The sequence below is a fragment of the Pontibacter sp. FD36 genome (genome assembly GCF_015686655.1).
Classification (GTDB): Bacteria; Bacteroidota; Bacteroidia; order Cytophagales; family Hymenobacteraceae; genus Pontibacter.
On the sequence record NZ_JADPMP010000009.1, the window covers coordinates 151,375 to 164,043 of the forward strand.

General features: G+C 50.4%; 10 protein-coding genes and 1 pseudogene. 8 read left to right on the plus strand and 3 right to left on the minus strand.

Annotation, left to right across the window (positions count from 1 at the left end):
• The 3 genes from I0P70_RS14110 to I0P70_RS14120 are packed head-to-tail and all read left to right on the plus strand — an operon-like array spanning position 1 to position 782.
• Positions 1–336, plus strand: coding sequence for an HTH domain-containing protein (locus tag I0P70_RS14110; RefSeq protein WP_196119116.1), 336 nt, complete (start codon positions 1–3; stop codon positions 334–336).
• Between the two features lie 60 nt (positions 337–396).
• Positions 397–585: a class IIb bacteriocin, lactobin A/cerein 7B family gene (locus I0P70_RS14115; RefSeq protein ID WP_196119118.1), complete on the plus strand. Its 189-nt coding sequence runs from the start codon at positions 397–399 to the stop codon at positions 583–585.
• 5 nt (positions 586–590) lie between these two features.
• Positions 591–782, plus strand: a complete 192-nt coding sequence (locus I0P70_RS14120) for a hypothetical protein (protein WP_196119120.1) — start codon at positions 591–593, stop codon at positions 780–782.
• A 416-nt stretch (positions 783–1,198) separates the two neighbouring features.
• Here I0P70_RS14120 and I0P70_RS14125 read toward each other — a convergent pair.
• Positions 1,199–2,345: pseudogene (locus I0P70_RS14125) on the minus strand (IS3 family transposase).
• Between the two features lie 363 nt (positions 2,346–2,708).
• Here I0P70_RS14125 and I0P70_RS14130 point away from each other — a divergent pair.
• The 5 genes from I0P70_RS14130 (at position 2,709) to I0P70_RS14150 (ending at position 9,460) form a co-directional block, all read left to right on the plus strand.
• The gene (locus tag I0P70_RS14130; protein ID WP_196119122.1) at positions 2,709–2,972 is read left to right on the plus strand and encodes a DUF2007 domain-containing protein; all 264 of its coding nucleotides are present in this window, start codon (positions 2,709–2,711) and stop codon (positions 2,970–2,972) included.
• A 473-nt stretch (positions 2,973–3,445) separates the two neighbouring features.
• The gene (locus I0P70_RS14135; RefSeq protein ID WP_196119124.1) at positions 3,446–3,616 is read left to right on the plus strand and encodes a hypothetical protein; all 171 of its coding nucleotides are present in this window, start codon (positions 3,446–3,448) and stop codon (positions 3,614–3,616) included.
• A gap of 116 nt (positions 3,617–3,732) precedes the next feature.
• On the plus strand, positions 3,733–4,707 hold the full coding sequence (gene hemB / locus I0P70_RS14140; RefSeq protein WP_196119126.1) for a porphobilinogen synthase: 975 nt from the start codon (positions 3,733–3,735) through the stop codon (positions 4,705–4,707).
• Positions 4,708–4,909: 202 nt separating this feature from the next.
• The gene (locus I0P70_RS14145; RefSeq protein ID WP_196119128.1) at positions 4,910–8,671 is read left to right on the plus strand and encodes a S8 family serine peptidase; all 3,762 of its coding nucleotides are present in this window, start codon (positions 4,910–4,912) and stop codon (positions 8,669–8,671) included.
• A gap of 165 nt (positions 8,672–8,836) precedes the next feature.
• Positions 8,837–9,460, plus strand: coding sequence for a hypothetical protein (locus I0P70_RS14150; protein WP_196119130.1), 624 nt, complete (start codon positions 8,837–8,839; stop codon positions 9,458–9,460).
• 78 nt (positions 9,461–9,538) lie between these two features.
• Here the strand turns inward: I0P70_RS14150 and I0P70_RS14155 are convergent, their stop codons facing one another.
• Positions 9,539–12,013: a DUF5916 domain-containing protein gene (locus I0P70_RS14155; protein WP_196119132.1), complete on the minus strand. Its 2,475-nt coding sequence runs from the start codon at positions 12,011–12,013 to the stop codon at positions 9,539–9,541.
• Between the two features lie 264 nt (positions 12,014–12,277).
• On the minus strand, positions 12,278–12,658 hold the full coding sequence (locus tag I0P70_RS14160; protein ID WP_040573517.1) for a co-chaperone GroES family protein: 381 nt from the start codon (positions 12,656–12,658) through the stop codon (positions 12,278–12,280).
• Between the last annotated feature and the right edge of the window lie 11 nt (positions 12,659–12,669).

Consider the following 12,669-nt stretch of genomic DNA (forward strand, 5'->3'; position numbering starts at 1 on the left):
ATGAATTTTAGAAAGTACATCGAAAGGATTAAGTATCTGGATGAATTAATCCGGAAAGAGAGAACAGGTACGCCAGAGGAGCTAGCTAGTAGGCTTGGCGTCAGCAGGGCACAACTGTATAATATAATTGATGAACTGAAGACCGAAGGCTTAGCAATTAACTATACCAGAAAGCGAAACACATTCTACTATACCTCTAATCAAAAGCTGGAAATAGCATTCTCTTTGAAGGTTGTTTCGGAGGATGAAAATATTAAAGTTTTTGGAGGAAAAATTTATTCCAATCCAATTTTTCTAGATGGAAGAAAAGTAGCTTTATATCAGTTAACCGGTTAAGCAAAAGGTAATGTCAGCCGCCTGTAAGTGTGGACAGAAGCATAAAGATTTCAAAAAAATATGGAAAATTTAAACGTAGTTCAACTAAAAGTAGAAGAATTAGAAAATATCAACGGGGGTATTTTCCCGATAGTTATTGCAGGTGTAGTTATATCAGCTAAGACTGCAGGTTGGATTGCAGCAGGCACTGCCGCAGCAGGGCTCTTTGGAGCAGGAGTTTATGTTGGATATCAAGAAGCTGCAAAATAAGAACTATGAAAGCCCTACAATTAGATCTTGCTACATATAATGTAGCTGAAAACACCTACGATGAAAATATCGAAATTGAAGGTGGAAACCCATTTATTATTCCATTTCTTGCAATAGGTGGAGCTGCAGCGGCAGGCTTAGCCATTTATGAAGCAGGAAAAGCTACAGGAGAATTTATTTACCATATTACACGCTAAGTTTATCAACTCACCTTAATTAATGAATCATGGAATACTTTAATAAAGAAACGCTGGATAGATGCTTGCAAATGTTGCTAGCTACTTGGTACACTAAAGTTCTCCTGATTACCTTATCTGCCTATTTTATATTCAGATTTGGCAAGAGCATAGGTGAGTTCTTATACTATATTACACACTAGTATAGAAGACTTTTTCTCTTTTACCTAATTGTATAACGAATCATGAAACATACCAAAGCTTAGAGCTAGGATGATAAAGAAGAACCTCCTGTTTTAGGGATATAGTCAATGTATTACCTAAAGCCAGGAGGTTCTTTTGTTTTCCACTTCTAAAAAGGCGCTTATCATTGTAAGTACCCCTAAACCAGCACAGTTCAAAAGTAGACTTTTCTAAAATCTGAGCTCCTCCCAATTTTAGGACTGGCCAAAAATAGAGAATTCGGGCTTCACTATGTTCTTTTTCACCCACGCTTCCGGCTTTATGTCACCCAATGAACTGTGAGGCCGGAAACCGTTATACTCCTCTCGCCAAGCTTCTATCTTCTGCTTTGCATCCTCCAGAGAAAGGAACCAGTTGGCGTTCAGACACTCGTTCCTGAAGCTACCTTTGAAGGACTCGATAAAGGCGTTATCCGTGGGTTTCCCGGGTCTGGGGAAGTCAAACGTCACCTTGTTATCATACGCCCATTTATCCAGCGCCTTGGATATAAACTCACTCCCGTGGTCTACCTGTATACGCTTGGGTACAGCATTGTTTTCCTGTTTTATCTTTTCCAAAGCAGCGACCACGTCTTCTCCCCTCAGGGACTGTCCCACCAGGATGCCCGGGCACTGTCGGCTATAATTATCCACTACAGTTAAGCAGCGGAACTTCCTGCCGTCAAAGAGCTGGTCGGCTACAAAATCCATGCTCCAACACTCCTGATTGCTGGAGAGTTCAGGCTGCTCCAGGCTATGAGCGGCGGCTTTGTTTCTTCGCGGGCGCTTTGTCCTCAGTTTCAGCCCCTCCTCCCTATAGAGGCGATGCACGCGCTTATGGTTGTTCCGCCAACCCGCCCGCCGCAGCAGGATAAAGATACGCCAGAAGCCGTAGCGAACCCTCACCTGAGCTATCTCCCGCATCCGCTTCCTGATCACGGAGCTGTCCCTGGCTTTGGAGCGATAGTACCAGCCTGTACGGTGAAACCTCACCACCTTACAAGCCCTGGTGATGGAAACGCGACAAACATTTGTCAAGCCTGAAGCCAGCCCTTTTAGCCGGGCTGGCTTCAAAGCTTTTTTCAGACCCACAGACATGTCTCAGCATCGGGTCCACGTCCTGCAGCATTTGTTTGTCCAGGCCCGAGGTCTGCCACCAGCTGTTTTAACTGCCGGTTCTCCTCCTCCAGCTGCCGGAGCTTTCTTAATTCCAACACTCCCAGACCACCGTATTTTTCTTCCAGTTATAGAAGGTGGCCTCTGAGATGCCCATCTTGCGGCACACCTCCTCTACCTTAACTCCCGTCTCTACTTGCTTGATGGCGAAGATAATCTGCACCTCGGTGAACTTCGATTTCTTCATGGCAATTCGTTTTTTAACTATACGACAATTGCTCGTCTCCTCTACTTTACAGCAGTCCGGTTTTTATGGGGGAGGTCAACATACTTCTACCAATCAGATACCCTTGGCTGGTACCGGTGCGTCACCTCCAAACACGAAGTAGACCGCTGGCTGCAGAAAGTAGACAAGCAGGGCTTAGATCAAGTTATCCACTCCACTTCTGTCTTATCAGACTTTGAGAAGCAGTACCAGGCAATAGAAGCAGCCACCGAGAAGATGGGAACACAATAGTAGTAAGCTCTTAGGATTTGTAGTTGACTTTCCTTATATTCATCAATCCTGACAGGTATACGACTTTCGCTAACAACAAACTTATTCGCATACATGGCCCAACCAGAACAAAGCAAACCCACCATAATCTTTTCCGGTGACTTTCATCGGGCAGCGGTCATTAAAAACATGCTTGAGAACCACGGCATTTATGTGTTTATACAAAATGAGCACATGGGCAGTATTGCGCCTTTTCAAGTAGCTTCTGGCGGCTTTAATCCGGTGCGGCTCATTATCTCCGGACATGATGAGGAAGAGGCGCAGCGCCTTCTGGATGGATTTGATGCTGCTGCTTTTGACAACCAAGACGAGAACTAACACATCAGACTTATGAAAAAATCAGCAAGAATAACCTCTATCCTAATTGCACTTGTTATAGTTTTTATAGCGGGAGAACATGTGGGAAGCAGCCTTGGCGAGCTTGTTTACAACTTAACTCACTAGTCTTTTATCAAAACAGGAAGGCTATACCTGACACCCTTAACGCTTTCTATCATCTGCGCTCTGGGCTTCTTACTTGGAGTTGCTGCAGGAATCGTGTTATATTTAAAGAGCTAATCCGTCCTACAACTATACCTGCCCTGAAACAGGTATAACTTACAGCCAACTCCAAAACGAAACAAACATTCACGTTATGCAAAAGAAGACTAGAATCATAAAAGCACTCTTAATCACTGCTTCGGCTGTTGCTATCTTTACCTTCGGCAAAAGCATGGGCGAAGCGCTGTATTATTTCACCAACTAACACGGCTCTCACTTCGCAACTTAAACCCACCACACCATTCCGTTTCATGAAAACTGACACAAACTCCCTCCTGTTCCGCTTACGCAAATGGATTATCGCTTTTGCTTTTGCTGGTTTTCTAATAGGGCTCGGCATTGGCGCTTACGTGGCGCTTAAGCAGCATACAACATCCGAGAACATAGCACCGCCTGCGGTTCTTGAAGCGCCAGTGAAATAGATGCTGGTCTAGGTATAGGGCACTCCAATTTCCAAGGTATAGCTTCGCTTTGCCACGCATAAGCCGTACCTTTGCCGTATACTTATGTCGAAGCATTTTAGAGCAAACGCTATACTATGATCACGAAAAGACCAAGACGAAACCGCTATAACGAAGTCATCCGCAGCATGGTGCAGGAAACTGCCCTGGAACTGAACGACTTCATCTTCCCGCTATTCATTATCGAGGGCCAAAACCAGAAGGTGGAGGTAGCCTCTATGCCGGGTATCAACCGCTACTCCGTTGACACTTTGCTCGATGAAGTGGCCAGCTGTGTGGAGCTAGGCATCAAAGCCTTTGCCCCTTTCCCTAGCATCCCCGAAAACCTGAAAGACAAGTACGCCAGGGAGAGCGAGAACCCTGACGGCTTGTTCCCAAGAGCCATCCGTGAGATCAAGAAGAACTTCCCGGACGTGGTGCTGATGACTGACGTGGCCATGGACCCTTATAGCTCCGACGGGCACGACGGCATTGTGATAAACGGTGAGATCGTGAACGACGAGACGCTGGAGGTTTTGGGCAAAATGGCGCTCACGCAGGCACAGGCTGGCGCTGACATTGTGGGTCCTTCGGATATGATGGACGGTCGTGTAGGGCACATCCGCCGCGTGCTCGACGAGAACGGCTTCCACAAAGTGGGCATCATGAGCTATACTGCCAAGTATGCCAGCGCCTTCTACGGTCCGTTCCGCGATGCCCTGGACTCCGCTCCAAAAATGGGTGACAAGAAAACATACCAGATGAACCCGGCCAACAGCCGTGAGGCGCTGATCGAAGCCGCACTCGACACCGAAGAGGGAGCCGATTACCTGATGGTAAAGCCAGCCCTGGCATACCTGGACATCATCAAGCTGTTGCGCGACAACTCACACCTGCCTATCGCCGCCTACAACGTGAGCGGTGAGTACGCCATGGTAAAAGCCGCTGGCCTCAAAGGCTGGATTGACGGGGAAAAAGCTATGCTCGAGAGTTTGCTGAGCATCAAGCGAGCTGGAGCGGATATTATCCTGTCATACTTTGCCAAGGATTTTGCAAAGTACCTCCAAAAATAACAAAGTCAGACCCTCGACAATACAAGCGCCCTGGGCTCACAGCTCAGGGCGTTTTGTTTTAAAAGCAGGCTAGCGCCAACACAGGGTCTAGCGCCCCTCCAAACCAATGTTTAACCAAATAAAGTATTCACACTGAACCAGTTTGGCGTTCGCGCACTTTTAAGTATATTGGTGGTTCTAAACTTCTACCTACTACTACTTTATGAGAGGATTGAGCCTTTGGCTGATGGCTGCGGCACTTGCAACGACTTCTGTTAGCTTTGCGCAGCAGAGTGGCTCGGTGCCTGTGCGCGCTAATGTGCAGGAGCTGGGCCGCATTGCGGCAGCTGAAGACAAAAATTACCGGACAAAACGTGCCGAAGCTATTGCGCTTGCCAAGCGAAATGGCTGGGAAATTGAAAAGACTTACAAGGACGGTACCCACATATCCTTACAGAGCCTTGATGAACTGGGCATGCCGGTTTACTATATCACCTACAACAATAACGCCGCCATCACCACCCGCACAAACCAGCTTTGGACAGGCGGCAAGCTGGGGCTTAACCTCAGTGGGGCGAGCAACAGCGTTACTGACAAAATGGGGGTCTGGGACGGTGGCCTGGTACGCGAGTCACATGTGGAGCTGCGCGGCCGTGTAGAGCAGAAAGACAAGCCATCAAAACTGAATGACCATGCCACCCACGTGGCCGGCACCCTCATCGCCAGCGGACAGAGCCTGATGGCCAAGGGCATGGCGCACGGGGTGAAAAAGCTGTACGCTTACGACTTTAATAACAGTCCTTCCGAAATGGCCGAGGCTGCGCAAGCCAATATGCTGGTTTCAAACCACTCTTATGGTACCATAGCCGGCTGGCGTTATAATAGTGAACGCAAAGGCACCGATGAGGACCCGTACTGGGAATGGTGGGGAACACCTCAGGTAAGCGAAACAGAGGACTACAAGTTCGGCTACTATGACGAGACTTCTGTTAGCTGGGACCGCATCGCCTATAATGCGCCCTATTTCCTGATCGTGAAGTCAGGTGGTAACAATCGGCAGGAGCCTGGCCCCGCTGTAGGCAAACCTTACATGCAGCGCAACTCTAACGGTAACTTCACGCTGGTGGCACAGCGTCCTGCCAACATAAGCAGCAACGAAGGCTATGATGGCATAGCCACCTACGGCACTGCCAAGAATATACTGACTGTGGGTGCCGTGAACAGCCTCCCAAACGGCTACAACCAGTCTTCCGATGTCAAGATCACCAGCTTCAGCAGCTTTGGGCCTACTGATGATGGTCGTATTAAGCCTGACCTGGTAGGAGGTGGAGAAAGAATTCTTTCTACAACCAGTGCCAGCGACAATTCTTACAAAGCTCTGAGCGGCACCTCCATGGCAGCCCCCAACATTTCGGGCTCCCTGCTGCTGCTACAAGAGCACTATTCCAATCTGAACAACGGGAAATTCATGCGTGCCGCCACACTCAAAGGTTTGGCCATTCATACGGCTGACGAGGCCGGCGACGCTCCAGGGCCTGACTACATGCATGGCTGGGGACTTCTGAACGCCAGTCGCGCCGCTACTATGATCAGCAACACCCAGAACACGCACCTGATACAGGAGCGCAGTCTGGAGCAAGGCAAAACCTATACGCTGGAGGTAGTGGCATCCGGCGCAGGACCACTGGTGGCCACCATTTCCTGGACCGACCCGGAAGGAGCTGCCCATTCCATGTACAGCGCCCTGAATAACCGCAGTCCGCGCCTGATTAATGACCTGGACATACGTGTCACGAACCGCGGCAATACGATCATGCCCTGGGTACTGAACCCCAATGCTCCTGAACTGCCCGCAACCCAAGGCGACAACGTGGTAGACAATGTAGAGCAGGTACTTATACCTAACGCTATACCTGGCGAGACCTACACCATTACCGTATCTCACAAGCGCACGCTTCAGAAAGGGCCTCAGGAATATTCCCTGTTGGTGAGCGGCATGGGCGGCACAGCCTACTGCGCAAGCGCTCCCACTTCGGAGGCAGGTTCACGCATCAGCAAAATTGTTTTTGACGGCATTACAACTTCTTTTGAAGGATGCGCCACCTACCGCCTGCAGGAGGAAATGCTGCTATCCTTTGAGCCGGGTCAGACTAAAACGGTGTCGTTTGAGTTGGGCACCTGTGGCGCCAATGTCAGCAAGGCAGCTAAGGTATATGTGGACTGGAACGGCAATGGCAGCTTCGAAGATCAGGGTGAGGAAGCTGCTGCTTCTGGTGTTACCAACGGTGTCGGGATGTTCAATGCCAGTATTTCAGCCCCATCTTTTCTACAGCCTGGCTACATGACCCGACTGCGCGTCGTGTTGGTTGAAACCTCCAATCCGGCAGGCATAAGCTCTTGTGGCACTTACACCCGCGGCGAAACGCAGGACTATATCATTCAGGTTACAAAGCCGTCCTCAGATGTTGCATTGGAGCAGGTAAAGCCGGTAGGTTCATCGCTCTGCGCCGGCACGAATCAGCAGTTTCTGGTTACAATCCGTAACAATGGGCTCCGCGATCAGAAAAATATTCCGATGACACTAGAGGTATACCGTAGTAGCACCAAAGTAGCTACCATGACAACGGTTTACACCAAAACGCTAAAATCCTTTACCTCAGATGAGATCTTGCTGACAGCTGATTTCCAAACAGAAGCTGGCGCTACTTATGAACTGATTGCTTCGGCAGGCACCACCAGTGATGCCGTACCAGAGAATAATACATTGAGCAAAATCTACGGGGTAGGTGGCAACACCACTGTGGCACAGGCAGTGGCAACCCGCTGCGGTGACCAGCCCAGCTATACCCTGACCGGCACTGGTGATGGTACAATCTTCTGGTACAATACGGCAAGCGGAGGCACGCCCATCGCTGCGGGTAACTCAACCAGTATTGCAACAAGCAGTGCTAACGGCTCGCTCTATGCCTCCCTGAACGATTTCTCAGCCACTGTTGGACCAGCGACCAAGAAGTTTGCAACAGGCGGTGGGTATAACCAGTTTACGCCGGATGTGATCGTAGACACAAAAGCTCCTATGCTGCTGGAAAGCGCCCGCCTGTATATTGGCAACCCAGGCAAGATTACCTTTACAGCCTACAACAGCAACGGCTCCCCTGTTTCGAGCCGTACAATTACTGTGGAAGCCACCCGCTCCACCCCTGCCCCGGGCGTGCAGGAGGACGACCCAAATGACCAAGGCGAAGTATACTACCTGGGACTGGAATTACCTGAGGCTGGCACTTACAACATCGCAATCACCTATGACCATGCGAATGGGGCCACCATCTACAGGAACAACGCCGGCGTAACGGGTTATCCATTTGGCGTAAGCAATGTGTTCACGATTACTGGCACCACGGCCAACCCGGGCGCGCTAAGCTATTATTACTACTTTTATGACCTGAAGGTGCGTGCTTTAGGCTGTATCAGCCCAAGGGTAGCTGTACCGGTTGAGAATGGCTCTCCACTTCCAACGCCGGTAATTTCGCGCCAGGGCCTGAGCCTGCAGTCAAGTGCCGCAGACGGCAACCAGTGGTACCTGAACAGCCTGCCTATACCTGGTGCCACTGAGCAGACCTATACCCCAACAGAAAGCGGGGACTATAGCGTGCAGGCACAGTGGAAGGGCTGCGTTTCTACCCGATCGCAAATCTATACCTTCGCCTATCAGGCTAATGGCCGTGAACTGAAGAAAGAGCTGGTAGCCTCGCCTAATCCAAGTACTGGCGTATTTAAGGTGCAGTTCGAGACGGCGCAGCAAGAGGATTTATACCTGAACGTGACTGACATGCTGGGCAACCTGATCTATACCCGCAAAGTGACCGGCTTCAATGGTTTCTATGAAGCGGACATCGACCTCTCGGCAAGAGCTTCTGGCATTTACCTGCTCCGCGTGAAGTTCGGCGATCAGGCCTTCACTCAAAAACTGGTCTTACAGCGCTAATAAGCACAGTAATCAGAAGAGCCCTGGCTTTTGAGCCGGGGCTTTTTTGTGCTACTGTGCATTTCTGTTTGGTTCAGATGCAGTCAAAGTAGTGTCTTTACCTATACCTACCTGTTTTGCTAATCCGAGCGCATTCCCTATCTTCAGCCAAACAAAACAGAAACTATGAAGAGATTACTACTCGCTATAGGTGTGGCATTCATGTTCGGCTCCTGCGCCCAGCAACCACAGGCCAGCAGCACAACGACCACTACTACCGAGACTACCACTCCGCAACAGGAAACTGCCGCGGCCCCGCAGTCACCTGTAACAGCTACGCAGCAGGCTTTCTTTTCTCAGTTAAGCAAGCTGTGCGGCAAAAGCTTCAGAGGCAAGGCTGTGTTCCCGGCCGATGGCAAAGACCCGTTTGCAGGCAAAGAACTAACCATGCACGTGCGTGAGTGCTCCGACCAGGTTATCCGTATCCCGTTCCATGTGGGTGAAGACAAATCCAGAACGTGGGTGTTCACTAAAATGGAGGAAGGCTTACAACTAAAGCATGACCACCGCCACGAAGATGGCACCTCAGACGAAGTCACCATGTACGGCGGCATTGCCCTGGATACTGACGACGCAACCACCATGCGTTTCCCGGCTGACGCTTTCACCGCCCAGCTTATACCTGCGGCCTCTACCAATGAGTGGAATGTAGTCCTGAGTCCCGACGGCCGCACGTTCAGCTATATCCTCAAGCGCGATAACCAGCTCCGTTTTCAGGCTGACTTCGACCTGACCCAACCGATCAACTAATCTATACCTTCTATACCTTAAAACGGCAAAGCCCGGAGCTGCTACAGTTCCGGGCTTTTGCTTTGCTGGTATTTGGTTCTAAGACTTGCTGAACTGCTTCTTCAGCACCTGGTAGTCGATAAAGTACAGCAACCTTACCGAAAGACTATTGGTCTGGGGCCCGGTGATGGTGCGGGTAAAGTTCTCATGATAACGCGGTACAATGTCGCCCTGGCTTTCTAAAATGGCGTTCTTCCACATCACACTGATCTCACTGCCCGGCGCAAACCACCACGAGTAGATCATGTCGATGTTAAAGGCATTGTAATTGATGTTGTGGTTTGGCAGCTCGTTCTCAGGGAAGTAGCCAAGCGGGTAGCTGCTGGTGAGCAACTCGCCTTTATCGCTGAGCTCGAAGAAACGGTTAGACTCGGCCTTCGACCAATAGTGCCTCGCCCGCAGCGACAGCGACATCCGATTGTTGAAAATATAAGAGCTCGTCAGCGTGTTGTCTACCGTATTCACATCGCGAAGCACGAAAATGATGTCACGCGGTGCGCTGATTTCTGAGCTTCGGCTACGATAGTTAGCATAGCCCATGTCGTCGCGGTTGCTGTTGCGGCTATACCTGTAGATGAACATCAGCTTATCGTTCACCCGGAAGCGCGGCGAAATGGAATAGCCTAAATTCTGGCGCTCGTGCTCGTCAAACGTGCGGTAGTTGAAGTCCACATCCAGGGCCAGGCGCTTGCGGTAGTCCGACGAGATCCAGCCGCCAATACTGCGGTTCACCGGAAAGGTATAGTAGCGACCTGCTACCCGTGGCTCGAAGAAGTCATAGGTCCTCACTGGCTCCAAATTAAAGTTGGTGCCCACACTCAGGAAATTTCGGAATGTGCCACTCGCCCTGCCATAGATCACGAAGTTTTGGAAATCGTCGGGCTTATACCGGCGGCTGTAGGTAGCGCCCAATTGGGTATTCATATTCAGCAGCTTCCAGAATGGCTGGTAGATGTTGTAGCGCAGGTTCAGGTCCTCGTCCACAGTATTGCGGATGAAGTTGATACCCATGTCGTTCGGGTCGTAGGTGTCGGACTTCATGGAATGGGTGAACCTGTACTGAAAATTGCCGCTCACTTTGCCCCCGCCGATGCTGTACATATGCCCCAGCTGCGCGTCGCCGGGGTAGTATTTTTGGCTCAGGGCGGCACTGCCTTCCACGGCATACCGGTTACCTTTGTTGGCCACCCGGAAGAGCATACCGGTCAGGTTGGCGTCGTAAGTGCTGCCTGCACGCAGCACGTTGGTATTCACGAGCGTCACATAGGAGTTGTTCTTGAGCGACTGGTCCAGTACCAGAATGTTATAGTTAGTGAGCGGCTGCGTCTCTTTCTGGAAGCGGTTGCCCTCGCTGTCTTCTAGTGTAGCGAATTGCCGCCCTACTACCGCGTTGAACAAGCCTATACCCAAACCCGACTGCGTGCGGCCCGATATCTTGGTACCGTTCAGCATCTTGGTTTCGCGCGGGTTTTCGATGATAGTGTTGCCCTGTTCGCGCTCGGCACTTGCGTCCAGGAAGTTGATGGGTGTGCCGCCAATGCGTCGGGAATAAAGGAAGCCGCCTTTGTTGAACAGCTCCGTGCCCTCCATAAAGAAAGGCCGGTACTCGTTGAACTGCACCTCGAAAGGCGACAGGTTGAGCACCTGGTTATCGGACTGCACCTGGCTGAAGTCAGGTATCAGCGTCATATCGAGTGTGAAGGCGTCGTTGATGCCGTACTTCACGTCCATACCTCCACTAAAGTTCACATTGTCTTCGTATCGCACGCTGCCGTCGCCGTTGCGCACCGGGTACTTTTCGGCATAGGCCGATACGTAGGGCGTGAGCGAAAGCCGCAGCGGTGCTTCCACATTTTTGATGCCCCTAAGCTTGCCAAACTGGTTCATGAAACCGTTAATGGCTGGGTCCACGTGATTCCAGAAAAACTCCTGCCGCGTGGATCGTCGGTTGCGCATGAAGTTAAGTCCCCATAACTGCTCCGGCTTGCTGCTGAATCGGAGGGCCGAGTAAGGTATGCGCATCTCTGCTATCCAAGAATTGCCATCAAGTTTAGTATTGCTCTCCCACACAGCATTCCAGGTAAAGTCTTCACCGTCGGACGAATAGCGTGCGTCGAGTTGCACACCTGCGGGTGTCAAATAAAAGCCGAAACCGTTGATCTGGTCATTGTAGGTGTCGAAAAACACTGCAAAAAAATCGGTATTGCCCAGATCATCCCGCTTGCCCAGTTGCTTAAATATACTGTCCTGGGACACGTCGTGCATAATGGCGCCCACGTAGATAGACTCATCGTCGTAGAGAATGCGCACCTTCGTGGGGTGCACCTCTTTCGCGCCGGGGTTGGGACTGCTCTGTATAAAGTTTGTGGCGGTCTCGGCCTGTTGCCAGACTTCCTCGTCCAGCGAACCGTCAATTTTGATGGATTCGGTTATGCGAAGCGCCTGCAACTGTTTCACATTGGCAAAGACAGGAGCTTTTTTCTCCTGCGCTCCTACCTGTTGCCATGCCAGCACAGTTAATACAAGCACAACCATCCGCACAAAACCAAGTGTAGGTATACAGCCAACCATAAAGTAAAAGGGCAATCAAAGTGAGTGTTTATACAAAGGTATAGAATAGATGCCCCCGAGGCCACAATACTTGCATTTTCCTGACAACAAAACGCTTAACCATATACATAACTGGTAAACGTGCCTATTTAAACGACGAGAGATGGAAATACAAAGCGCCATACCCGTTTGACAGGTATGGCGCCTTTACATAAGCTCCAGTTAGGCTTACAAATCTTCTTCGCGTACCAGCATCAGCACTGCAGACTGCGGCACGATAAAGTACTTCTCGCTGAGGTAGTTGATTTCGATGGCGTCGCGCTGCAGGTAGATGGCCAGGTCCCCTTCTTTTATCTGGAGCGGCAGGTAGCGCACTTGCTCCTGTTCCTCGTCGCCAAACACCTCTTCATCGAAGCCATAGTCAGCAGGCATTGGGTAGCCGGGGCCTACCTTCATTACATAGCCTTCCTGTACCTTCTCTTTTTCCTGTACTCCAGGCGGCAGGTATAACCCGCTCTTGGTCTGCTCCCGGGAGGTCTTCGGTTTGATCAGCACCCGGTCGCCTACAATGATGATCTTCTCCAGTTTGTTGCTTTCTGAAATTCTCATGGATATGGTAT